Annotated in this window: 24 protein-coding genes; 6 read left to right on the forward strand and 18 right to left on the reverse strand. The window is 44.3% G+C overall.

Annotation, left to right across the window (positions count from 1 at the left end; all coding sequences use genetic code 11):
* Positions 1 to 64: 64 nt before the first annotated feature.
* The 3 genes from FKZ59_RS03255 to FKZ59_RS03265 are packed head-to-tail and all read right to left on the reverse strand — an operon-like array spanning position 65 to position 3,956.
* Entirely contained in the window at positions 65 to 1,264 is a 1,200-nt protein-coding gene (locus FKZ59_RS03255; protein ID WP_141601310.1) for a Ger(x)C family spore germination protein, read from the reverse strand.
* Positions 1,261 to 2,355 carry a GerAB/ArcD/ProY family transporter gene (locus FKZ59_RS03260; protein ID WP_141601311.1) on the reverse strand — a complete coding sequence of 365 codons (1,095 nt, stop codon included), beginning with the start codon at positions 2,353 to 2,355 and terminating at the stop codon, positions 1,261 to 1,263. The genes FKZ59_RS03255 and FKZ59_RS03260 overlap by 4 nt, the downstream gene beginning before the upstream one ends.
* Entirely contained in the window at positions 2,352 to 3,956 is a 1,605-nt protein-coding gene (locus tag FKZ59_RS03265) for a spore germination protein (RefSeq protein ID WP_141601312.1), read from the reverse strand. The genes FKZ59_RS03260 and FKZ59_RS03265 overlap by 4 nt, the downstream gene beginning before the upstream one ends.
* 171 nt (positions 3,957 to 4,127) lie before the next feature.
* On the opposite strand from FKZ59_RS03265, the gene FKZ59_RS03270 reads away from it, so the two are divergent.
* On the forward strand, positions 4,128 to 5,543 hold the full coding sequence (locus tag FKZ59_RS03270; protein ID WP_141601313.1) for an MDR family MFS transporter: 1,416 nt from the start codon (positions 4,128 to 4,130) through the stop codon (positions 5,541 to 5,543).
* 64 nt (positions 5,544 to 5,607) lie between these two features.
* On the opposite strand, the gene FKZ59_RS03275 is transcribed toward FKZ59_RS03270, so the two are convergent.
* The 4 genes from FKZ59_RS03275 to FKZ59_RS03290 all read right to left on the reverse strand — a co-directional run bounded on the left by FKZ59_RS03275 (position 5,608) and on the right by FKZ59_RS03290 (position 8,712).
* A complete protein-coding gene (locus FKZ59_RS03275; RefSeq protein ID WP_141601314.1) occupies positions 5,608 to 6,546 on the reverse strand; it encodes an ABC transporter substrate-binding protein in 939 nt (312 codons plus the stop codon).
* A gap of 157 nt (positions 6,547 to 6,703) precedes the next feature.
* Positions 6,704 to 7,117 carry a Fur family transcriptional regulator gene (locus tag FKZ59_RS03280; protein ID WP_141601315.1) on the reverse strand — a complete coding sequence of 138 codons (414 nt, stop codon included), beginning with the start codon at positions 7,115 to 7,117 and terminating at the stop codon, positions 6,704 to 6,706.
* Entirely contained in the window at positions 7,114 to 7,959 is an 846-nt protein-coding gene (locus tag FKZ59_RS03285) for a metal ABC transporter permease (protein ID WP_141601316.1), read from the reverse strand. The genes FKZ59_RS03280 and FKZ59_RS03285 overlap by 4 nt, the downstream gene beginning before the upstream one ends.
* 12 nt (positions 7,960 to 7,971) lie before the next feature.
* A complete protein-coding gene (locus FKZ59_RS03290; protein WP_141601317.1) occupies positions 7,972 to 8,712 on the reverse strand; it encodes a metal ABC transporter ATP-binding protein in 741 nt (246 codons plus the stop codon).
* A 173-nt stretch (positions 8,713 to 8,885) separates the two neighbouring features.
* On the opposite strand from FKZ59_RS03290, the gene FKZ59_RS03295 reads away from it, so the two are divergent.
* The gene (locus FKZ59_RS03295; RefSeq protein WP_141601318.1) at positions 8,886 to 9,071 is read left to right on the forward strand and encodes an isopropylmalate synthase; all 186 of its coding nucleotides are present in this window, start codon (positions 8,886 to 8,888) and stop codon (positions 9,069 to 9,071) included.
* A 365-nt stretch (positions 9,072 to 9,436) separates the two neighbouring features.
* On the opposite strand, the gene dacB is transcribed toward FKZ59_RS03295, so the two are convergent.
* From dacB to FKZ59_RS03310, 3 genes are all read right to left on the reverse strand, one after another.
* On the reverse strand, positions 9,437 to 10,855 hold the full coding sequence (gene dacB, locus FKZ59_RS03300; protein WP_181733162.1) for a D-alanyl-D-alanine carboxypeptidase/D-alanyl-D-alanine endopeptidase: 1,419 nt from the start codon (positions 10,853 to 10,855) through the stop codon (positions 9,437 to 9,439).
* Positions 10,856 to 10,995: 140 nt separating this feature from the next.
* Entirely contained in the window at positions 10,996 to 11,883 is an 888-nt protein-coding gene (locus FKZ59_RS03305; RefSeq protein WP_141601320.1) for a deoxyribonuclease IV, read from the reverse strand.
* 15 nt (positions 11,884 to 11,898) lie between these two features.
* The gene (locus tag FKZ59_RS03310; RefSeq protein WP_141601321.1) at positions 11,899 to 13,194 is read right to left on the reverse strand and encodes a DEAD/DEAH box helicase; all 1,296 of its coding nucleotides are present in this window, start codon (positions 13,192 to 13,194) and stop codon (positions 11,899 to 11,901) included.
* Between the two features lie 216 nt (positions 13,195 to 13,410).
* Here FKZ59_RS03310 and FKZ59_RS03315 point away from each other — a divergent pair, with 216 nt between their 5' ends.
* On the forward strand, positions 13,411 to 14,103 hold the full coding sequence (locus FKZ59_RS03315; RefSeq protein ID WP_141601322.1) for a hypothetical protein: 693 nt from the start codon (positions 13,411 to 13,413) through the stop codon (positions 14,101 to 14,103).
* 64 nt (positions 14,104 to 14,167) lie between these two features.
* On the opposite strand, the gene dctA is transcribed toward FKZ59_RS03315, so the two are convergent.
* A complete protein-coding gene (gene dctA / locus FKZ59_RS03320) occupies positions 14,168 to 15,427 on the reverse strand; it encodes a C4-dicarboxylate transporter DctA (protein WP_141601323.1) in 1,260 nt (419 codons plus the stop codon).
* Between the two features lie 263 nt (positions 15,428 to 15,690).
* Positions 15,691 to 16,740 (reverse strand): DctP family TRAP transporter solute-binding subunit, encoded by a 1,050-nt coding sequence (locus FKZ59_RS03325; protein ID WP_141601324.1) that lies wholly within the window; start codon positions 16,738 to 16,740, stop codon positions 15,691 to 15,693.
* Positions 16,741 to 16,838: 98 nt separating this feature from the next.
* Between FKZ59_RS03325 and FKZ59_RS03330 the strand changes: the two genes are divergently transcribed.
* Both FKZ59_RS03330 and FKZ59_RS03335 read left to right on the forward strand, forming a co-directional pair.
* Complete coding sequence (locus FKZ59_RS03330) at positions 16,839 to 18,413, forward strand: ATP-binding protein (RefSeq protein WP_246045813.1); 1,575 nt, start codon at positions 16,839 to 16,841, stop codon at positions 18,411 to 18,413.
* Positions 18,414 to 18,422: 9 nt separating this feature from the next.
* Entirely contained in the window at positions 18,423 to 19,139 is a 717-nt protein-coding gene (locus tag FKZ59_RS03335) for a response regulator (RefSeq protein WP_141601326.1), read from the forward strand.
* 93 nt (positions 19,140 to 19,232) lie between these two features.
* Here the strand turns inward: FKZ59_RS03335 and FKZ59_RS03340 are convergent, their stop codons facing one another.
* Both FKZ59_RS03340 and vrrA read right to left on the reverse strand, forming a co-directional pair.
* Positions 19,233 to 20,201, reverse strand: a complete 969-nt coding sequence (locus FKZ59_RS03340; protein WP_141601327.1) for a 4-hydroxy-3-methylbut-2-enyl diphosphate reductase — start codon at positions 20,199 to 20,201, stop codon at positions 19,233 to 19,235.
* Positions 20,202 to 20,267: 66 nt separating this feature from the next.
* Entirely contained in the window at positions 20,268 to 20,555 is a 288-nt protein-coding gene (vrrA, locus tag FKZ59_RS14655; protein ID WP_181733163.1) for a VrrA/YqfQ family protein, read from the reverse strand.
* A 35-nt stretch (positions 20,556 to 20,590) separates the two neighbouring features.
* Here vrrA and FKZ59_RS14660 point away from each other — a divergent pair, with 35 nt between their 5' ends.
* Complete coding sequence (locus tag FKZ59_RS14660) at positions 20,591 to 20,770, forward strand: hypothetical protein (protein WP_181733164.1); 180 nt, start codon at positions 20,591 to 20,593, stop codon at positions 20,768 to 20,770.
* 190 nt (positions 20,771 to 20,960) lie between these two features.
* Here FKZ59_RS14660 and FKZ59_RS03350 read toward each other — a convergent pair whose 3' ends face one another.
* From FKZ59_RS03350 to FKZ59_RS03365, 4 genes are all read right to left on the reverse strand, one after another.
* Positions 20,961 to 22,079 carry a Nif3-like dinuclear metal center hexameric protein gene (locus tag FKZ59_RS03350; RefSeq protein ID WP_141601329.1) on the reverse strand — a complete coding sequence of 373 codons (1,119 nt, stop codon included), beginning with the start codon at positions 22,077 to 22,079 and terminating at the stop codon, positions 20,961 to 20,963.
* Positions 22,076 to 22,774 carry a tRNA (adenine(22)-N(1))-methyltransferase gene (locus FKZ59_RS03355; RefSeq protein ID WP_141601330.1) on the reverse strand — a complete coding sequence of 233 codons (699 nt, stop codon included), beginning with the start codon at positions 22,772 to 22,774 and terminating at the stop codon, positions 22,076 to 22,078. The genes FKZ59_RS03350 and FKZ59_RS03355 overlap by 4 nt, the downstream gene beginning before the upstream one ends.
* Positions 22,775 to 22,865: 91 nt before the next feature.
* A complete protein-coding gene (locus FKZ59_RS03360; RefSeq protein WP_141601331.1) occupies positions 22,866 to 23,216 on the reverse strand; it encodes a c-type cytochrome in 351 nt (116 codons plus the stop codon).
* A 239-nt stretch (positions 23,217 to 23,455) separates the two neighbouring features.
* Positions 23,456 to 24,016: a hypothetical protein gene (locus FKZ59_RS03365; protein WP_141601332.1), complete on the reverse strand. Its 561-nt coding sequence runs from the start codon at positions 24,014 to 24,016 to the stop codon at positions 23,456 to 23,458.
* Positions 24,017 to 24,131: the final 115 nt, after the last annotated feature.

Here is a 24,131-nt window from a genome sequence, read left to right on the forward strand (position 1 = left end):
ATAAAAAATGCCAGCTGTCCAAAATGAGTATATCATTTCATGGACAGCTGGCAATAAAGAAATATTATTTCCATTCCATTCCGACCCGGAGGATCCTGTAATCCATGCTGACCTGGATATCCAGGTCTTTATACACTTCATACCATCCTTCATCATCTTTTATCTGTTCATTCCAATATTTCGGATAGTACGCCCTCACTCTTGCGCCGATCCCCAGTATATCGGATTGGTCTTTCTGCAATTTTTTGATCAGTTTCTCCAAAGATTCTTTTCCCATTTTGTTGATTGTCTTTTCGAGTTCCTCCAATTTTTCTCCGCTCAAATTCTTGCTTTTCGGTTCTTCTTCGATAAATCCTTCTATGTTGACCCGGATGAAGACTTTCGGCTTGCCGTCCACCATTTTCACAGAAATGTCGGAACTTCTTCTGTATGGTTTAACCATGTAAATGCCGCTTTTATCCTCGGATTGAACCACATTCGAATAACCGGCAGGATTTTGCCCCTGCATTGCCAATACCGCACCGGTTTCTGTCGGGGAAAGCTTTCCCACCATTTTGTGCTCTTTAAAATAAGCAAGCCCTTCCACACGGATATGGTCCCCCATCGGTTGGACGAGGGGAATGATGGCATCCACCCCGATATCCGAAAAATCAATCCACACCTTTCCTAAATACTCTTTCGGCAATTTGCCGAACTTTACCGCTTCCTTCAGCGTATTTGCCAAGTATAAGGAAGGAACGGTCTGAATTGGCGGAGTCGCATTTAAAATTTGATGGGCTTCCCCCTCCGTAATCATGACCCATGCGGTTCTCCTGATTTCATAATCCCTTCTCAAAAAATCCATGATATCCTCGATACTGTTTTTGGCGATTTGATCACTCATTACAATCAGCTGAATATGGCCCAAATGGATTTTTTCGGCCAATTCCTGCTGCAGGTTGGACAGGGCATCTTTCATCGTATAGCCGTAAGTAACGAGCAGCCAATCCGTATCTCCCGAGTTCGTATCTCCTCCGCCCGGTCCCAGCATGACTTTTCCGGGCACCGCCAACTGTGCCGTCAGTTTATAAATCCTCTGATTTTCCTGTTCCGGAAACTCCCCTTTGCCATGGGTCACTTCCGGCATTTCCGCCGCTTTGCTTTCATCGGCCAAATCGATTGCCAACGCCAAAATGATGGCCCTTTCTTCCAGCTCATAACGGTCCCAGCATCCGCCCAACAATGCGGCGCTCACCAATATAAGAAACATGAAATACTTGTTCATTGCACACGCACCCTTTTTCGAATACGGCCGATGATCAATAAGCCAATTGGAAGGGCGATATAAATAATTAATACGAAAAAGGCGGTGTTGATCCCATAATCATAAATTTCATAAATGTTGTCAGGGATGAGCGCAATCACATATATGAAAGGCACCATGATCGTCGAAATCAGATTGAATTTGTCCGTGCGGAAAATTTCCGCGGTTCCCCGGACAGCCACAAAATAATGGGAAAACAACGTCGTAAAAACGGCGAAAATCCAGGTAATGAGTATAATTGCGTCTATCCTCGATAACACTTCCCCCGGTATTTGGATAATTCGGCTGAGGGAAAGGACGGGCCAATACAATAATTCCAATTCCTGGACTCCAAAAACCCCCAATGTCATGACAATGCAAAAAAGGATGGCCAATCCTCCCAAAAACAGCCCCCAAATCCCGTTTTTCACGCAATTCTCATGGTCCTTTATATAAGGGATCAGCATGGCAACCACAAAATAATTGGTAATCGCCGCCATCATGAGAAAGGCGCCTTTCATAAATTGGAATAAAGAAAGTTCATGGCCGAAAACCGGAAGAAGATGGTACGTCTCCAAATCTTTTATTGAAAAGAGCAGGAAAACCATCGGAATCAATAGAAACGGCAAATAAAAAAAGTGAATGTAAGCAAAAGTGGAAACATTTCGAAAACCGGCCAAAGTGCAAAGAAAGATCATGATGATAATCGAAAATTCGATGGGCGTATTCGGCAATAATCCGCTGGCGAGCACTTCCGCAAATTGCCGCACTTCAAGCCCCATGACAATCATCATCGAAACGATGATCAGGACATTCAATAAGTTTCCTATATATTTTCCCAACAACAACCGGTTGCATCCAATAATTGTATATTCTTTATATTTTTTGCCCAGTTCCGTAATGGCAATCAGGCTAATGGAAGACAAGATTAACCCGACGACACTTGCCAATATCGCCGCTTCCCCTACTTCCGCCACAATGAACCGCGGCAACACCATCAATGGGACACCGATGATTGTGCTTGCAATTATTCCAGCCACCTGAATTGAACTAATGGAATCGGTATGCTTCATCTTTTTTCCCTTTTCCTTTCTTCGAGGAAATTGTAATCTGTATGATCCTCCACCATTTCACCCATGCGGGTCTGATCTTGTGGATAAATATTTTGTGGACGTTTTTTCAATTGATAAAACGGTGCCCGGACAATCGAATCTTTCAAAGCTTTGATATTTAATGGCGCATATGGGGCTATATAAGGGACACCAAAGGATCTTAATGAAAGCATATGGTTGACGACGACCATCAACCCGATTGCAATACCCAACAATCCGAGCGTTCCTGCCAATAGGATGAGTGCGAAACGCAGCATCCGGAACGTGTTGGCCGCATTGTAAGAAGGAACGGCAAAGGAACCGATGGTGGACATGCCGATAATGACCACGGTGATTGGACTGACAAAGCCCGCCTGCACGGCAGCTTGTCCAACGACCAGCACCCCTACGATGGACAAGGCGCCGCCCACCTGTTGCGGCATTCTGACGCTGGCTTCCCTCAACACTTCCATTGACAGTTCCATCATCAATACCTCAAACATGACCGGAAAAGGGATGCTATGCCGGCCGCTGGTAGCAGCCACCACATATTTCGCCGGAATCAATTCCGGATGAAAGGAAATGAAGGTGATATATATGGATGAAAAAGTTAATGAAAATACTAAGGCGATAATGCGGAAAATCCGCACAAAGGATGAAATGACCCAATGCTCATTATAATCTTCCGTTGTTTGATAGAACTGGCTAAACGTGGCGGGAACCACCAATGCGGAAGGACTTCCATTCATTAAAATGGCAACACGTCCTTCCAGAAGATTTCCGACCACTTTTGTCGGCCTTTCCGTATTAATCACTTGCGGGAAAGGGGATTTCGGATTATCTTCAATCATTTGTTCAATGTAGCCGGAATCCAAAATTCCGTCAATCTCAATCGCATCAATTCGTTGCTTCACTTCTTCCACCAATGCCGGATTGGCAATATCTTCTATATAACAAACGGCAACTTTTGTTTTCGTGCGGACGCCTACCTCCGTTTCTTCCACCCGAAATTCCGGAATTGGCAGGCGATACCGCAACAAGGAAATATTGATGGATAATTGTTCGATAAATCCGTCCCTCGGTCCCCGGACAGCCCGTTCCGTATCCGGCTCGTCTATGCTTCTTTTTTCCAGCTGCAGCACATCCAGCTCCAGCGCTTCTAGGCACCCGTCAATGAATACAACCGCTTTCCCTTGCATAATGGCGCAGATGATTTTCGACATATCTTTGACGGTCGTTGTATCGTTATAATACAAAACGTTTTCTATTATATATTGTGGAATCTTGTCTTTGTTTTCTTCCACCATCCGATGTTCTTGCAGCAGCTTGATAATGTCCTGATTGATTTTTTCTTTATCGACCAATGATTGAAAATAGATGATAGCCGATGGAATTTGGTTGAAAAGTTCAAATCTTCGGAAAGAGTAATCCAGATCCTTTTCAAAAATATTTTTCAATAGTTGGATATTGTCTTCAAGGCTGCCGGATATCGGCTTGTTTTTATGCTCATTGACAATCTTGCTTTCCAGGTATCGCAATGTTTGATCCGTATTGTGATTGCTTTTTTTAAAGAACGGCGACAATCACAATCACCTGCCTATCTGTTCCTTTTTTCTTGCTGTTATTATGTTCTGAGAAAAAATTTGCATACATGCATTTTATTTGCTAAAAACGATTTGCTTGATTTCTTATGTAACATATTTTAAGATTTTCTTATTCTTTCCTTCCAATTCAGAAAAAGGGGAATTGCCGATTTGAACACTATGAAAATGGAATCATATAATCGCAATCTCATAGTCAGTATCCTGCTGGCGGCGTCCTTTGTTTCTTTATTGAACCAGACGCTGCTCATTGTCGCTTTGCCATCCATCATGGAGGAGTTTTCCATCACCCCTGGGGAAGCGCAATGGGTGACGACCGGCTTTTTGCTCGCCAATGGAATCATGATTCCGATTACGGCCTTTCTGATTGAAAAGTACAGCAGCAAATGGTTGCTGATTTTTGCCATTGGCATCTTTGCGTCGGGGACATTTGTCGGCGCCGTTACTCCGAATTTTTGGATGCTGATTTTGGCCCGGATTCTCCAGGCGATCGGCGCGGGGATGCTTATGCCATTAATGCAAACGGTCATCTTTTCAATCTTCCCTGTTGAAAAACGGGGGGCGGCAATGGGGGTCAGCGGTCTGGTGATCGGATTTGCTCCGGCTATCGGACCGACCTTGGCCGGTTGGATCATCGACCACTTCTCATGGAGATATTTGTTTTATACCGTTTTACCGTTTACGCTGCTTGTGCTGATTCTCTCCATCTTCTTGATGAAGAACGTGACGAGGCAGAGGGAGAGAAAACTTGACGTTTTGTCGGTCATTTTGTCTTCCTTTGGCTGGGGAGGCATTCTTTACTCGACAAGTTTAGTCGGTTCCTATGGATGGGCAAACCCGAACGTCATGATTTCCATCGTCTTCGGCGCCATATCGTTGTATCTCTTCATCAGCAGACAATTTAAATTGGAACAGCCGATGCTGAATTTCACCGTGTTTCATTCAAAAGAATTTACATTGACGACGATTCTTTCCGTCGTCGTGTTCGGGCTGTTGATCGGGCTTGAAACGATTTTGCCGATTTTCGTGCAAAAAATTCAACACGGCACGGCCCTTACATCCGGTCTGATGCTTTTGCCGGGAGCCGTCATCACCGGAATCATGTCGCCGATTTCCGGCAAACTGTTTGACCGGTTCGGCGCAAAAGGGTTGTCCATCATCGGATTCAGCTGCATGGTGCTTGCGACGATCGGTTATACGCTTATTCATAAAAACACGCCGGTTCCTTTGATTTCTTTCATTTTTGCAATCCAAATGTTCGGATTTTCGCTGATGTCCATGAATCTCATGACTTCCGGCATCAATTCATTGCCGCATGACATGATTGCCCATGGCACGGCGATGCATAACACGATCCGGACAGTCGGCGCCTCCATCTTCACGGCCATGCTCGTTTCCGTGATGAGTTTCGGGAATGTACAGTCTGTTTTGTCCAATGAGGAAATTTATAAAGGCATCAAAATCGCCTTTTTCGTCGCCCTTTGTTTTGCTTTCATCGGATTGTTCCTTTCGTTCTTCCTGACAAAGAAACGGCCTGCAGATGACAAAGATTTGGAAAGCGCTTCCTGACATTTCGGTTATCGTCAAATGAAAAGAGCGAATGGGGAATTTTGAAATTCCCATTCGCCCTTTTTTATTGCTTTTCAAAAATTTCCGGATAAATGGTTTTGGCCAACAATTCAGCGGCTTCCGCGATGCGGGGGCCAGGTCTGTCCAATAAATCCGCCTGCAATTCATAAACCGCCCCGTCTTTGATGGCCTTAATGGACTCCCAGCCTTGTCTGGATTTAATTTCTCCAGCCGGATTATCAACATAGTTTACTGTAGTTATGATCACTTCCGGATTCCGGTTGATGATGTCTTCCTCCGTCACGGAGAACCAGCCTTTTTGATCCGCATAAATGTTTTCAACGCCCGCGGTTTCAATCAACTCCTGCTGGAATGTGCCGGAGCCCATCGTCCAGATGTCCGGAGCTGGCGCGATTTCAAAATACACTCTTTTCTTTTGTATAATCTTGTCGGTTTTTTCTTTCAGCGCTGCCAATTGCCCTTTGATGTTTTCAACAAGTTCTTTTCCTTTATCTTCAACACCCATGGCTTGGGCGATTTGATTGATATCTTTATACACATCCTCAACGGAGCTTGGCGATTGGATGACGAACACTTTCAAGCCCGCCTCTTCCAATTGCTTCACCTGCTCTTCGCCGCCCATTGTATAGGCGAAGATGACATCCGGATTCAGCTCCACGATTCTTTCCACATTAAAGGAAGTCGGGGAACCGACCTTTTCAATATCTTTCACTTTCTCAGGCCAGTTGTCATATTCCGTTACGCCGATGACCTTGTCGCCGACGCCCAATGCAAACAAAATCTCCGTATTGCTCGGCTGCAATGAAATGACCTTTTCAGGCGCTTTTTCGAATTCGATTTCTACGCCCCGGCCATCCACCACCGTATACGATTGTCCGGATTTTTTGTCTTCCGCATCCTTTGTAGCGGCATCTTCTTTGCCGCCGCAACCGGCCAGTACAGCGATTAATAAAAATACTGCCAAGAACCAAATGCGTTTCAATGCAACCCCTCTTTCTATGATTTTTGTGCTTGATATATCAATATTTTTATTTATTTTTTTTTATCAATGCAACCCCTCTTTCTATGATTTTTGTGCCCTTCAAAATAGTATAGAGTGCCAACGAAGAAATTGATCATTTTGGCACTCATGGTGAACATTATACATTACATTCCGGGCATTTTCCATAGATTTCGAATTTATGGGATTCAATGGCATATCCGGGCAGCATCGATTCCAGCATTTCCATCGGGCATAATGATACTTCTTTCACCATTCCGCATTTCATGCATATAAAATGATGGTGGTGGTGATCCACTTCGCAATGCATGCGGAACCGTTTCTCCCCGTTTAATTCCGTTTCTTCCAATATCCCCAGCTCGACAAAGGTTGCCAGATTGCGATAAATCGTGTCATAGCTCATGCCGGGGTAATCTTTTTTCAGCACTTCCAACAAATCGCGGGCAGTCAAATACTTGTCCGTCGCTTCAAACATGGATAAAATGAGCTCCCGTTTATCCGTTTTTTTGTACCCATGGGCTTTCAAGATTTCCCAAGCTTTTTCCCGATTCATTGCTGCGCCCCCTTCTGAACCGCTTTTTTGCATAAGATGACGATGATCAGTATGGCAATGGAAGTAACGACAATTGTACCGCCAGGCGCCAGATCCAGGTAGAATGCGAGGATTAATCCGATAATGACCGCCATTTCCCCGAAAACGACGGAATACACCAGCGTTTCTTTGAATCCTTTTGAAAGCCGCATAGCGCCGGCGACAGGCAAGGTGATGAGGGAGGAAACGAGCAAAATCCCGACAATCCTCATGCTGGCCGCAATTGTCAGCGCCACAATGATCATAAATAAAAAATGGATCATGGTGGCCGGAAGACCGGATGCTTTTGCATATTCTTCATCAAAGGATAGAACAAAAAGTTCTTTATAGAAGATTGTTAAAAATAGCAACACGATGACGGCAATCGCGACGATAATCCACAAATCTTGCCTTGAAACCGCGGATACCGTCCCAAATAGATATCCCATCACATCCGTCGTGAACCCGTTGGCCAGGGAAATGAATACGGCGCTCAATCCGATTCCGCATGACATGATAATCGGGATGGCCAATTCCGAAAAATGTTTATATAAAACTCTTAACCTTTCAATCAGGACGGAACCGAGTATGCTCGCGGCAATCCCGAAATAGATCGGGTTGAAAAAAGCGAGTGCGGCAATATGTTGATTTAATAACAACCCTCCGGTAATTCCCGCCAATGTGACATGCGAAAGGGCATCGGCAATCAATGACATTCTCCGGACAACGATGAATACCCCCAAAAGCGGCGCGATGAAGCCGATGATGATGCCGGAGAGGAACGCATTTTGCAAGAATTCATAATGTAATATCGCTTCGATCATATCCGGTTCTCCTTACACAGCCCGTACGGAATGGCCGTACCATTGGTAAATTTGTTCTTTTGGAAGCAGGTTGTATTCGTCGATGCTTCCATAAAAAAGAATCCGCTGATTCAAAAATGCCACATGGCTGATTTGATTGAAAGGCGCTTCAATATCGTGGGTCACCAAAATAATCGTTAAATGATGTTTCTTATTTAATTCACTCAACATATCATAAAATGATTGAACATGTTTGATATCGACACCGACTGTCGGTTCATCCAGAACCAGAAGTTTCGGCTCGGAAATCAAAGCGCGGGCAATGAACACCCGCTGCTGCTGGCCTCCGGAAAGCTCACCGATCCTGCGGTTGATGAATTTTTCCATGCCAACCGCCTTCAGTGCCTCCATCACTTTCTGCTTCGCATCTTTCGGCATGGGTTTAAAAAGGCCGGCTTTTTTCGTCAGCCCGCTTTGCACCACTTCTTTTACCGTGGCCGGGAAACCCGAGTTGAAGGCATTGGATTTTTGCGAAACATAGCCGATCCATTCGTGATGCTGGAAGTCTGAGATCGGCTCTCCGAAAAGCTTGATCTCGCCTTTCGCTTTCAATAAACCCAAAATTATTTTTAACAACGTGGATTTCCCTGAACCATTCGGTCCTATCAGGGCCAAAAAGTCCCCTTCCTCTACACTTAAGGAAACATTGTTTAATACGGGATTCGATTCATATGTAAATGAAACGTTTTTTAGCTCCACATAAGGTGTTTTCATCATTTCTCTTCTTTCCAATTCAGAATCATTACGATTTACATTCTGTAAGTATACGGGATTTGTTTTTCTTTGTAAAGGTTTCTTGCTTGAAGTTTAGAAAGGATGAGTGGATGAACCATATCATTGAATTTTGGGAGTCTATGTTATCGAAATCCGATAAGGAGATCCGCAAAATGGCGAAGCAATATGGAGTGGATCTGACCATTGAAGAGATCCGCCAGCTTCGCCCATTGGCGCAGCAGGCAAACATTACTTGGCTTGTCACGGGAATTCCCAATTGGGTCTTGAAAGAAGCGGAGCGGATCCTTGGTTACAAGAAATATAAAAAATATAAGAAGATGCTGGACGATTTGAGGTAGGTTTACAGTAGAAAGAGAGCGAATGAAAAGAAGTCATTCGCTCTCTTCTTTTAAGGATGGTCCGCTTTCGGCCGGGTTTGTGGTATGAATCCCCCATCTATCGCCGCTTCTGCTTACGATATCCGCCAAACTTTTGGAATAATCCGCCGTTTTTCATTGAATTTCCGCCAACATTGTGAACATATCCGCCAATCGATAATTGATGGCTGCTTCTGAATCCGATATCCGCCAAATCAGGGGATATCCGCCGATTCCCCCGAAATTTCCGCTAAATTCCGGAATTTATCCGCCAATCCGATTCTTTATTGAACATCCTCCAAACCCAAGCCGCCATACTTCAACCAATCCGCTCCTGAATGGAAACATCAATAATGCTCCACAATCGCTTCCACGGCTTTATCGATATCCTTGATTTTATTTTTCGTTTGGTTTTGCGTCATTACGGCAAAAGCATACATTTTTCCGCTGCTTGCCGTCACATATCCCGCCAACGTGTACACTCCTGAAATATGACCTGTTTTGGCAATCACCCGGTTTTTCAAATGATCCTCCAAGTACCGTTCCCTCAGTGATCCGCCGATTTCCCTGTCCTTTTCTCCACCGAACGGCAGACTGTTGAAAAAGATTGGGAAAAAGGGCTCCTTGCGAACTTTGACCAGCAAATTCGTCAGCTCATTGGCGGTCGTCCGGTTTTTGTGAGAAATGCCCGAACCGTCCTCAAACTGCCAATGTTCCATATTCAGCCCGATGTCTTTTCCGTATTCCCGAATCACTTTCAATCCGTTTTCGAAATCCCCTTTTCCCAATTCTTTTTTCCCCATGGTTTTCACCAAAATGTCCGCGATGCTGTTATTGCTCAATTTCAAAAACGGATTGACGAGATCGGCCAAAGGCATGGATTGTTTCGTGTAAAGCAGCTTTGCGCTTTTTGGAACGGCTTTCCGCCCAATGGACGTGCCCTCGAAAGCGAAACCTTCCTCCTCCAATGTTTTTTTGAACGCAATCAGCGTATTGATGGTCGGATCATGCAACGTGACCCAATCTTTATGGGGAGCGCCCAACGGAATATTGCCCGAAATGACCACTTCGTTCGAATTATATTTGCGGATGATTTCAATCGTGTTTTTTTCTTTTGCGTTCACCGTCTTTGCCTCATTCACAAACACCATGCCGCTATCATTGGGTTCAAATTTGATACGGGGCTTCATTCCGACCGATGTAGGGATGACATGGACGATCATCGTTCCCGCATCATAGTCCCGATCCGGCGACATCGTCAATGCGCTGATCCTTGAAGCATAATAATAGCTTTCGTCCTCTTTGGCCACCCCCGGGGAAAGGGCCTCCCCTTCAAAATAAAAATCATCCCCATATATATTTCCTTTGATGGTGTGCACTCCCAGGAGCTTCAAGATGTCACCGATTTGAGAAAAGTTCCTTTTTTGAAAGGTCGGATCGCCGCTGCCTTTGAAATACAAATCGCCGATAAGTTTATGATCCACAATCTTCCCGTCAACAAATACCGCGGTTTTGAACCGGAAATCCTTCCCCAATGAATGCAATGCACTCGCAGCCGTAAGCAATTTCAAGGTGGATGCCGGCTTCATTGGCGCATCGCCGTTTCTGTCATACAAAATGTCCCCGGTCTCCAGATCGCGGATGGAAACGCTGATGCCGTTTGCGCCCAAATATTGATCGACGGCATCATCAAACGTTTTCGCCTGTATTGGATGAATATAGAAAAAAATAAACAGTATCGTTGATAGCAAGATATTCCTTTTCACCATCACAGCCACCTTCATTCTTTTTTCATTTGCCTCCATTATGCCCAGTTGCGCCTTTTTTTAATTGGAAAGAATCAAAAATTCCGCTATCAAAAATAAAAAGAGCGGGACTTCTCTTTCCCGCTCTTTTTCTCCGCCTCTTAGCCTCGCAATGCTTCAATCCATTCCGGATGAAACTCACCGGTTTTCAACATGTCAATTTCTTCTTTATAAGGCGGCTTTTTATTTTTGGAATCCGGACCTACCCAAGGCGTTTCCAGAATTTTTGGAATGTCTTTGAACGCTTCATGATGGACGATGTAATTTAATACCTCAAACCCAATATGGCCGAAACCGATATTTTCGTGGCGGTCTTTTCTCGCGCCGCGTTCGTTTTTGCTGTCGTTGATATGCACCACTTTGATGCGGCCGATGCCGATGATTTTATCGAATTCCTCCAGCACGCCATCGAAATCTTCCACGATGTTGTAGCCTGCGTCATGAGTATGGCACGTGTCAAAACAAACGGACAGCCGTTCATTATTGGTTACTCCATCAATGATTCTCGCAATCTCTTCAAAGGTTTTTCCGCATTCGGAGCCTTTTCCGGCCATCGTTTCCAGGGCGATTTGCACCGGTGAATCCCCTGACAACACCTCGTTTAAGCCTTCAATTATTTTTTTGATCCCCTTTTCTTCCCCTGCGCCGACATGGGAGCCGGGATGGAGCACGATTTGCGTGGCTCCGATCGCTTCCGTGCGCTCGATTTCCTTTTGCAAAAATTCCACGCCCAACGCGAAGACTTCCGGCTTCACCGTATTGGCAATGTTGATGATGTATGGGGCATGCACGACAATATTGGAAATGCCGTGCTCCTTCATGTGTTTCAGGCCCGCTTCAATATTCAATTCTTCGATGGATTTTCTTCTTGTATTCTGGGGTGCCCCCGTATAAATCATGAACGTCGTCGCCCCGTAAGATGCGGCTTCTTCACTGGCGGCAAGCAGCATTTTCTTGCCGCTCATCGATACATGTGAACCAATTAACATTCTCAATTTCCCTTTCTATCGCTTGCTTTTCTTTTTCAATTTTTTCTTGATTTTTTCCATTTCCATGCGCATTTGCTTCTTATAACCCGGTTTTACCTTTTTCGGTTTCCGCACCAAGGCTTTGGCCACCTTGTCCAATTCGTTGTCCTGCTTCACGCGTTTTTTCCGGGCTTTCCGATCTTTTAATTCAATCCATTCACCGTCTTTGACATCACGGTGTTTGAACGCAACGCCCAGCTTTTCCTCAATGCGGTCCAAATCCTCCTCATCGTCTGGGCCATATAGTGTAATCGCCGTTCCCTCAAGTCTCGCCCGTGCGGTACGGCCAACCCGGTGAACGAAAAATTCCTTGTCTTCAGGGAGCTCATAGTTGATGACGTGGGAAACGCCTTCGATATCAATGCCCCGCGCAGCCAAATCCGTGGCGACGATGTATTGGAATTCCAGGTCGCGGATTTGCTTCATCATTTTCTTGCGTTCCCGCGGCGTCAAATCTCCATGGATTTCCCCCGCATGGATGCCATTGTCTGCCAAAAATGCGGCAACTTCCTCCGCGGTCTTTCTCGTATTGCAGAAGATGACGCAGAGGAACGGATTGATGGCTTGGCAGACCTCGAGCAATTTTTCCTTCCTGTCTTTGGAACGGATCGGCACAAGCAATAATTCAATCCCTTCCGCAACCGGCCTGCGGTCATTGATTTGGATATGCACCGGGGATTCCATATATTTTTTTAGGAAAGGCTGCAATTTTACCGGAATCGTGGCAGAGAAAACATACATTTCCAAATCCTCCGGCATCCGTGCGGCAAACCCGTCGATCTCTTCAATGAATCCCATGTCAAAGGCCAAATCCGCCTCATCGATGACCAAAATGGGGGCCTTATGGACCAAAAGGGCGTTTTCCTTCACCAAATCGTTGATCCGGCCAGGCGTCCCGACCACAATGTGCGGCTGGGTTTTTAATTTTTCCATCAAACGCTGCTTGTCCGTCCCGCCGATCAATAATTTCGCGGTGATTTCCGTACCTTCGATAATTTCTTTCAACCGGTCGAATATTTGGGTCGCCAATTCCCTTGTCGGAGAGGTGATAACCGCCTGCACTTCCTGTTTGTTCACATCGATTCTTTGGACAATCGGCAATAAAAACGCATGGGTCTTTCCCGTCCCGGTATGGGCCTGCCCAATCGCGCTTTTCCCTTCAAGGATGAGCGGTATCATCTCCTTTTGAATCGGCGTCGGCTCCTTGAAGCCGAGCTTTTCAATGGCGTCCATAATAAAGGGGTTGAAATGAAAATCCGTAAAGTTCGACATCTTTCGTACCTCCTAACATACGTAATATTGTAACATTACCGCATAAGAAAGAACAATGATTACAACTTTTAGAGAGAATCGCCCTTATCCTGGGGGAATATAAAAGGACAATGAAGAAAACCGCCCTTACCCGGGTGGAATATAAAAGGACAATGAAAAATATAATGCATAGTACTAAGTCAAGTCTTTCAGCACCGGAGTTGATGATAGCGATTTTTGGAACGGAAAGGAGGAAGGGACATTTTCCAAAATTTAAAAAAAGAAATTGTCGCCATCGAAGTATCCGGCGGAAAACTATTAAACGGCTGCATTGTCGATTCAAGCGACGAACTTATTGTCTTGTATGTGAAAAATAAATTTGTCTATGTTCCCTTTGAACATATTCATTCCTTCTATATAGATACAGAAAATGAGAACAATCTTCAATCTCCTTCAGAAATTCCGGCATTCATTTCAAAAGGAAACGAAAATCTGACATTAAAAAACATCCTTTCCTTGGCGACAGGAATCCATGCGGAACTGATGGTGGCCAAAAACGAACCTTTGCACGGCGTCATCACAAAGGTCCTGGATGATTATATCGTCTTTGAATCGCCCGTCTATAAAAGCATGTTCATCGCCCAGCGCCATTTGAAATGGCTCATTCCTCATTTTCATCAGTTCCCTTATGGCTTGAATGAGCAGGAATTCCTTCATCTATCGTCAAAGAACAGCACAACCTTTCAAAACACCTTCGCCTCCCAAATCGCAAACCTGGCCAATCAGTTCGTCATCCTAAACCTGGGGAAAAACTTTTCCCATATCGGGAGAATCAAAAACGTCAACCACCAGTTGATCACGATTGAAAACGGCAAATCGATTCTCACTTATTTCAATCTCTCCCATATTCAAATCCTCCAATTAGTTTAATAGAAATAAAAAAAGGCTTTCAAGAAAGTTCCCGCCTTCTTAAAAGCCTTTTCTTATTATTTTATTAATGGATTTCCACTTGCTGTTGTTTTAATTCCTCATATTTTGCCACGTCAAATTCCTTTTCCGACTTGGAAATGACGACGGCTGATAATGCATTTCCGATCAGATTTGTAACCGAACGGGCTTCGGACATGAAACGGTCCACCCCGATCAATAGGGCGATTCCTTCAATCGGAATAATCGGAAATGCCGCCAAAGTTGCCGCAAGGGTAATGAATCCGGAGCCAGTAACGCCGGCCGCACCTTTGGAAGTCAGCATCAAGATGGCCAAGATGGTCAGTATTTGCGTCATCGTCAAATCGATTCCGTAAGCTTGCGCGATGAACAAGGATGCCATCGACAAATAAATCGCCGTTCCGTCCAAATTGAAGGAATAGCCAGTCGGCACGACAAGTCCGACCGTTTGCTTGGAGCAGCCGAACCGTTCCAATTTGCGGATCAAAGAAGGCAACGCCGATTCGGAAGAAGATGTACCGATGACGATGAAAATTTCTTCTTTGATATAGGCGATAAATTTAAAAATATTGATGCCATAAAATTTGGCGATGGAACCCAAAATCAAGACGATGAACAAAAACATTGTCGTATAGACTGATGCCATCAGAAGACCCAGATTGGCAAGGGATTTTACACCGAAATTCCCGATCGTGTAGGCCATCGCGCCAAATGCGCCGATCGGTGAAAAAATCATGACCATGCCGACAATTTTGAAAAAGATTTCGGAAACATTTTCAAAGAACGTAATGACAGGCTTGGCTCTTTCTCCGACCGCTGCCGCCGCAAGTCCGAATAACACGGCCGCAAACAACGTCGGCAACAACTCCCCATTTGCCAAAGCGCCAACAAAGTGTTCAGGTATAATGCTCGAAATAAATTCGGCAAATCCATGCCCTGATTCAGCAGCGGCCGATGTATATTTGGAAATGTCGGCATTTTCTGCCGCAGACGTATCAAGCCCTTTCCCCGGCTGGATAATCATTGCAACGACAATCCCGATGGCAAGGGCGAGGGTGGAAACGATTTCAAAATAGAGCAACGCTTTTCCACCGATTTTTCCTACCTTCTTTACATCCCCCATGCTGCCGATTCCAATGACGACTGTCAAGAAAATGATTGGCGCAATCAACATTTTAATTAATTTAATGAACAGATCCGCCAGAATTTTCAATTTTGCGCCAAACTCAGGCCATATGGCACCGACGATGATCCCCAAAATGATTGCGATAATGACTTGAACCGTCAGATTTTTTAAGATTTTCATATCATCATCCCCGTCATAATAGATTTGTTTTTGCTTGAATCTATAATAATAAAAATTATTTGAAAATTAGGGTTTCGTTCATAATAGTTGTTTTGTTTCTTTTGTTCATTCCGAGGAAACCTTCTTTGAACCGTTCGGAATTTCAGCGTTTTTCTTGTTATAACACTGATTTTTTCTTATGAAATTGTTATATAACAAAAATAAAAAAGGCTTCCTTTTTTAAAGGAAACCTTTCATTTTGTTCATTTTGTTCAATAGAAAATTTAATGTACTTTCCCGATTTCTTCCAGCAACATTTTAAAATAATTTCCGTTTATTTTTTTGTTGTATGACTCATAAAGAGGGCTGACCGCTTTCTTCCATTGTCTTTTATTTTCTTCATCCAACTTCATGATTTTTACATCCGGCTCATTGGAAAGCTTCCGCAGATATTCTTCATTGACCTTTTCGGCAAGGGCAAATTGCCAACCCTGCATTTCTTCCAAAGCTTCCAAAATGATTTGTTGGTCCTTTTCTGTCAAACTGTTCCAAAACTCTTCGTTCATCATCACCGCATAAGCCATAATGCCGTGGTTGGACAACGTGATGTAATTTTCCATGGTGTAGAATTTCTTGGAATAGATATTGGAAATTGTGTTTTCCTGTGCGTCAATTAAATGATTCTGGATTTCGTAATATACATCATCAAAATTCAAAGGAACGGGATCTGCATGGAGATATTCAAATTGCTGAGAGATGATGCCGCTGTCCATCGTTCGGACCCGTTTTCCCCGAAAATCTTCCGCGCGGACAATCGGACTGTTGGAAGATATTTGCTTAAAGCCGTTGCTCCAAAAGGTGAGCCCTTTGATATGAAGTTTCGATAAATCCTCCAATAACGCTTCGCTCAGGTCTCCTGTCAAAACGGCTTTCAGCTCCTCATTCGTTTCGATGAGAAAAGGCAAGTCCAATACCTGCCAACTTGGAAGGCGGGATGTCATTTTGGACGTGGTCGGCGCAATCATTTGCACCTCATTGTCCAATAATGCCTCCAGTTCATCATAATCGCTGTGCAAGATGCCGTCCGGAAAAACTTTTACGATGATGCGTCCCCCGCTTTTTTCTTCCACGAGTTCCGCAAACTTTTTGGCCGCCATCCCCTTTGGCGTATTTTCCGCCACGACATGGCTGAAATGGATCACAATTTGGTCGTCCAATCCGACCTGCTCATCATCGTAAGCGATTTTTTCGTTTGAAAACGCTCCTTGCTGGTAGGCGATGAATCCCATAATAAATAGAATCGTCAACACAGCGCAAGCCAAAAAATATTTCATATACGTTTCACCATAATGACATGTAATATAATATGGTTATAGCCATTATGACAAAAAAGCGTCCGGAGGGCAATGAATTGGAAAAAAGAAAATTGTCAATGAACACGAAAATTATGCTCCTGACCTTTTTCATTATTGCCTTCTCCTTTTTTATTGCCGGTACGTTTGTTCTGGGAAGCATGATCAAGGAAAGGGAAAAAGAAATCGGGCAAAGGGCCATGCTGGTGGCAAGGACGGTTGCGAATCTGCCTGAAATCAAAACGGCCCTGTTAAACGATAATTTCCGGGAAGCTTCGAAGAGAATCGATGATATCGTGGATGAAATCCGCACCATCAACCGCGCGGAATATATCGTTGTGATGGACATGGACCGGATCAAATATTCCCATCCATCCAAAAAGCAGATTGGAAGAAAGAGCCGGTCGACCGATTTAAACGCGGCCTTTGCCGAACACTATTATCTTTCCAAAGCAAAAGGAGAAAAAGGAACGACGATTCGGGCATTCGTCCCGATCATGGAGCAAAATAAGCAAATCGGTGTCACGGTTGTCGGCTACTTTCTGCCGACATTCAATGATTTCTTTTCCGAATATTCCAATGAAATTTTCATCACCTTCGCCCTGTCGATGATCTTTAGTACCTTTGGCGCAAAAGCCCTTGGCATGAATATTAAGAAGCAGATTTTCGGCCTTGAGCCCGATGAGATTGCCAAAATGTATGTAGAACGGACGGAAACCTTCAACTCGATGCATGACGGCATTATCGCCATTGATCAGGATATGAAGATCACCATTTTTAATCAAAAAGCTTGCGAAATTTTAGGCGTTGATTTAAAGCCTTCCGAATGCATCGGAAAAAGGATTGAGGAAGTGATTCCGGACACAAGGCTGCCGGAAATCGTCAATACCGAAAAACCTGTGTATGACCAAGAAATTTTTGTCAACAACCACAGCATTTTGAGCAACCGGATTCCCATCGTGGTGGACGGGAAAGTGGTCGGTGCCGTCGCCGTATTCAAAGATCTGACCGCCTTTAAAAAGATGGCGGAAGAATTGACGGGCGTGAAAGCATATGTACAAGCCCTTCGCGTGCAAACCCATGAATACAAAAACAAACTGCATACCATTGCGGGGCTATTGCATTTAGGGCACACCAAACAGGCGTTGGAATACTTGTCGCAAGTTTCAAGCGAGCATGACAATGTCACAAAATTCCTGAATGAACGGATCTGCAATGAAAACATTTCCGGGTTATTATTAGGGAAAATCATCCGGGGCAAAGAATTGGGCATTACCGTGACCATCGACAAGGAAACCCATTTCACCAATTTTCCGGAGAAGCTGGATTACCATGATTTTGTCGTGTTGCTGGGAAATTTGATCGAAAATGCTTTTGATGCGCTAATCGCCGCGGACAGGGAAGATAAAGCAATCCACATCTCGATTGACGACCGGGACGGGGTGCTGGCCATTGAAGTGAGCGACAACGGCATCGGCATGACGGATGAAGTAAAAGCGCGCATTTTCGAAAGGGGCTTCTCCACAAAAGATAATGAAAACCGTGGAATCGGCCTGTTTCTGGTGAAAGAAATTGTGGAAAAAGGAAACGGTGTTATGGAAGTATCATCCGCGCCAGACCAGGGAACGACATTTTTGATTACATTCGATTTATAGGAGGTTTTCATGGCTATAAAAGTTTTATTGATTGAAGATGATCCGATGGTTCGGGAAGTAAACAGGCAGTTTATTGAAAAAGTGGAAGGTTTTAAAGTGATTGCCATGTGCAAAAATGGCGTGGAAGGATTCGAAAAAATCCTTGAATGCAAACCTGATTTGGTATTCATGGATATCTTTATGCCTGAACAGGATGGGATTGCGACTTTAAAAAAAATCCGTTCCAGCAATTTGCCGGTCGATTGCATCGCCGTCACGGCGGCCAATGATATGCAAACCATCCAGCAAATATTGCATTTAGGCGTTTACGATTACATTATGAAGCCATTTACCTTCGAGCGCATGCAGCAAACCTTGTTGAATTATAAAAAATTTAAATTGATCAGTTCGGAATCGCAAATTTTAAACCAGGAAGAATTGGACAACCTGCTCCATCCGCAGACCGGCCATTCCGATGCGGAAACAAAGGACGAACTGTTGCCGGAAGAGCTGCCAAAAGGGTTCAACCGGTCCACCCTAAATAAAGTGATCCACTATCTTCTTGAAGCGGAAAACGGCGCTTCCGCCGATGAAGTGGCAGCAGCCATCGGGGTCGCAAGGGTGACGGCAAGACGGTATTTGGATTTTCTGGAAAAACAAAAAATGGTGAGCGTCGATGCCCATTACGGCGGTGTCGGAAGACCGGTCAACCAATATTTTATCCAGAAGAATAACCTTAAAATGTAGCAATGAAAAAATAAAAAAGGATTTTATATATTAGCGGAATCTAATATATAAAATCCTTTTATTTATTATTCAATTTTAAGGCGGTACCATTGATTATTCCGGCAAAATTTTTGGAACCGGTTTTGGCTCTTTGATCTTTGGAAGAATTTTGTCAAGGGTCACTGAACGTTGAATGACATGGGTCGATGGATCGTTTTTATCAAATTTCTCCAAAAACGAGATGACCTCTTTGACGATCGGCGTCGGTGTCGAAGCGCCCGCCGTCACGGCCACTTTGTCGATATCCATCAGCCACTCAATTTTTAATTCCGATAAATCGGCAATACGGTAAGCCGGTATGCCTGCAATTTCTTCCGACACTTGCTTCAACCGGTTGGTATTGTTGGAGCGCGGATCGCCCACAACAATGAGCAGATCGGCGTCCTTCGCCTGCTGGGCAACCGCTTCCTGGCGCATTTGGGTGGCCATGCAAATTTCTTCATGGACTTCTACATGAGGATATTTTTCTTTTATATAATCCATCAAATGTTTGACGTCCCATTGGCTCATGGTTGTTTGGTTGGTGACAAGCAATTTGTCATTTTGCAGATTCAGATTGTCAATATCTTCTTTATTTTCCACCAAATATACGTGTTCCGGCGCTACACCGATTGCCCCTTCAGGCTCCGGATGGTTTTTTTTCCCGATATATATGATGTCATAGCCTTGACTTACTTTTTCCCGGATCAATTCATGGGTCACCGTCACGTCCGGACATGTTGCATCAATGGCAACAAGGCCTTTTCTTTTTGCAATTTCGCGCACTTCCGGCGATACCCCGTGGGCAGTGAAAATGACCGTCCCTTTATCGACTTTTTCAATGATTTCTTTCCGGTCTTTTCCGTCAAGGGTGATAATCCCTTCTCTTTCAAATGCATCCGTTACGTGTTTATTATGAACAATCATCCCTAAAATGTAGATGGGTCTGGGCAATGTTTTATCCATTGCGGCATTTCGAGCAATGACCATTGCGTCAACCACGCCATAGCAATAGCCGCGTGGACTGATTTTGATGACTTCCATCGTGTCAACTCCTTCTGTTGGTACATAACTTTATTATACCGGAGCTTGACACTGATTACAAAGTTTCTATTTTATATATGGATCAAACGGCGGCTGAAAGATTTTCGGAACGGAAGGCCTCGTTTCATAGGATGGTCTCTGGCTTCTTCCTGTTTGGCCGAATCTTTCGGATCGGGATGATCTTTCCGCTTCTTCCCTTGGTTCATTTCCTTGTGACGGAATCCCTTGGAATCCTTTATATAATTTCCACAATGCCGGCAAATTCCGGAGCATCGGTGCAGCTTGCTGGATATAGGGCTGGAAGCTTTGGGCTGTCGCCAAAAAGCGATTCGCCGTTTCCAAAAGGGTATCCAATCTGGTTGCTCCCTTTGGCATTGGAGGAAAATTGCGTGGAACCGGTGGCGGCAATGGTCCCGGCCGAAAGCCGAATGGCTGCGGCGGTTGAGGGAACTGCGGAGGTGTTGGCGCGAAAAAGTTCGGTCTTATTGGCGGCATCTGGTAATGAAAATGATGTGGTTGCATGGAAATCTCCTTTCTGTTTAATCAATGACGTAAGCTTTCTAAAATAGGATATGCAAGCATTGGAGGAAAGGTACAATACCGGCTGAGGAAGGATGAGGATGCCATTCCTTGCTTGCGAAAAAACACTGCACCCTATTGACAATAATGCCCGGCTATTGGGCCTTTATTCCCCGGTTTGCCATGAGAAAAAAAAATCGGATGAAAACCGCTGACGCTTTCATCCGCTCCTTTTTTCAATTAAATGAAAATAAACGGTTCTGTATTCACTTCCGATTCGATAAATTCAACATCGAATTTCCCTTGGCAGAGGTCTGTCATTTTTTCTTTTACCCCTTTGATCATCACTTTCTCAACATGATGGCCGGGATCGACAATATTCAATCCGATGGCTTGCGCATCCTGTGCCGTATGGTAATACATGTCCCCTGTCACCAGCACGTCGGCCCCTGCCCGTTTGGCGATATGGATATATTTATTCCCGTCACCGCCAAGCACCGCAACTTTGGAAATTTCCTCATCCGGATTCCCTACAATGCGCACCATCGGCACATTTAAGCGTTCTTTCACATACTCGGCAAATTGTCTTAAACTCATCGGCTCCTTCAATGTTCCGATGCGCCCGATGCCATATTCGTTCGTTTCCTGTGCCAGCGTATAAAGATCGTAAGCGGGCTCTTCATATGGATGGGCATTCAACATCGCTTTCAAAATCCGATTTTTCATGGATGCCGGGAAAACGACTTCGATTTTCTCTTCATCGGTTACTTCAATTTCACCTACATCTCCGATATAAGGATTTGCCCCTTCCAAAGGACGGAAACGCCCCTTTCCGTCCGTGGAATAGCTGCATGAATCATAGTTGCCGATTTTTCCCGCCCCTGCTTTTGCGAGAACATAGCGCAGCTCGTCCGCATGATCATCCGGTACGAATACCGCCAGCTTCATTACATTTTCCGAATAGGTTTTCTCCAAAATTTCGCGGTTCTCCAGCTCCAATGCATCGGCAAGCAAATCGTTGACGCCGCCTTCCGCCACATCCAAATTTGTATGGGCCGCATAAACCGCAATATCGTTTTTCAACAGCTTTTCGTATAATTTCCCGCTCGGCGTATCGGTTCTTAAATTTGACAGTTTCCGGAAAATCGGAGGATGGTGAGCAATGATAAGCTGGCATCCCTTTTCAATCGCTTCGTCCGCCACTTCTTCGTTGACATCAAGGGTCACGAGCACCCTGGTCACTTCTTTATTGAGGGTGCCGATGGCAAGGCCGATCGGATCGTTTTCCATGCATGCCAGTTTTTTCGGCGCCCAGCTTTCAAACAGTTGAATAATTTCATTGCCGTTTGGTTTTTTCATGTCTGGATGACCTCCTCGACTAATGCAATTTGGTGAAGGATTTGCCTGCGTTTCTCTTCAATTTCGGGCGTCTGTTCCGCCTTTTCCAATGACTTTAGCACTTGTTTCCAATGCTTCACTTCATGGGTCCATTTTTTCAGGAACACTTCCGACTTTTCCTGGATGAGTTTTTTCCCCATCAAAATTTCCGCTTCCGAAAGCTCCATCGGTCCCCGTTCAAGGACAATAATTTCATAAATCTTTTGATCTTCTTCCACAATCGCTTCATCTAAGATTCTCCATTGATGTTCCAGCGCCCATTCGCGAATGACTTTCGCATGGGTGTTCGGCTGCAGGATGAGCCGGGTAACGGAATTTAATTTATCCGGATTTTTTTCCAAAATCGAGACAATCAGGGGGCCTCCCATTCCTGCGATGGTGATGGCATCCACCTGATCGCCGTCTTCAATCGCTTCCAATCCGTCCGCCAACCTTACCGTGATCAAATGTTCCAGCCCTTCCTCCCTTACTTTCTTGACGGCCGATTGATAAGGCCCTTTTACCACTTCTCCTGCTATGGCCTTTGGCGAGATGCCATTGTGAACCAAATAACATGGCAAATACGCATGGTCTGAACCGATATCCGCCACAATGGCCCCTTTCGGTACAAAGGAAGCGACTTTTTCCAACCGCTTGGAAAGATTTTGTGCATTCATGATGTTCCCGCCTTTTTGTTAATTTCCAGCTCCCATTATATAAAAAAATAAACCCTTAGTCGCCTCTTTTAGCAACTAAGGATTTATGTAATTATTTCAATGAAGTGATGTAGTCAGCAATTTTTTCAGCTTCTTCTTTAGATTTCATTCCTGGAGTCATTGGAGTTCCTTCGATACCGTTTGTAAGAACGTCCACGATACGCTCTTTATCAAGACCAATCAAAGAAGGACCCATGCCGCCTTTCAAATCGGCACCGTGGCAACCGATACAAGTTTGTACAAGCGCTTCATCTCCGCCTGATGCAGTTTCTTCCGTTTTAGTACCCTCATCGCCTTCAGCATTTTCTTTTTGTTTGCCAACACCGTCTAAAGACAGGAAGAAAATAAGTGCGATACCCAATGCCATAATGAGGATATAAGGAACGATTGGGTTGTTTTTCATTTGTTTAACCTCCTTAAAATTCGTCAAAACTCTGATGGTTATAGAATATAGTCAACAACCATTATTGTACTTCATATTTCATAAAACGAAAAGACCTTAACAGCAAGTTTTACATGGAATGTAACAATTTCGACATTTTTTATCAGGCCAATGCTAATAAATATAGCAATATTTCATTGGATTTCATTATTCCCTATCTGAACAAAATTATTTTCAAAAAACAAATTATGTATCAGAAATTACAGAAAGAGCAACAGGTAACCTGCAAGGATCAGAATTCCCAGAACGCCGGAAATCGAGAAATATAACAGCTTCAGTTTGACCCCGGCGACCAGCCACAAAAGGCAATTGGCGATGAGCAAAGCATACAGCATCACGTTATTGTGTTCAAAATAAACGAGGCTTACTTTGACGGAAATCCCCAATATCAATAATGCCGCGGCCACTTGCAATATCGGCGCAATCAAATCCTGCTTCTCGACTAATTTGAAAGCATATACGATCAATAAAACCGTGATGCCTCCCACAATGCCCAAAGCAACCGGGACATAAGAAGTCATGCGGAACAAAAATACCAGTAGGGCAGCCGCTAAAACCATCGTCAACAAGGAGAAAGCCGCCCTTTTCCGTTTTTCCTTTCCCCAGATCGAATTTCCGGAACGGATCTGGTCTTGCAGCCCAACCCCTTCTCCTTCCGTATAGAGGGCCATCAAAAAATCGCAATAATGTTCCGGCAATAGCTTATGCCGTTTCCAAAACAGGATTTCATTTAAAATAATTTCTTTTTTCGGATCATCCATACATAATCTCCAAGATTCTTAAAATTCTTTATTTCCATTGTATATTTTTTTCTAGTTTTCGGCATCGATAGAAAGTAATAAATTTCTATGAAAATTGGTTAAAGTTTTCATATAA

The organism is Ureibacillus terrenus (assembly GCF_006569205.1).
In the GTDB taxonomy this organism is placed as follows: Bacteria; Bacillota; Bacilli; order Bacillales_A; family Planococcaceae; genus Ureibacillus; species Ureibacillus terrenus.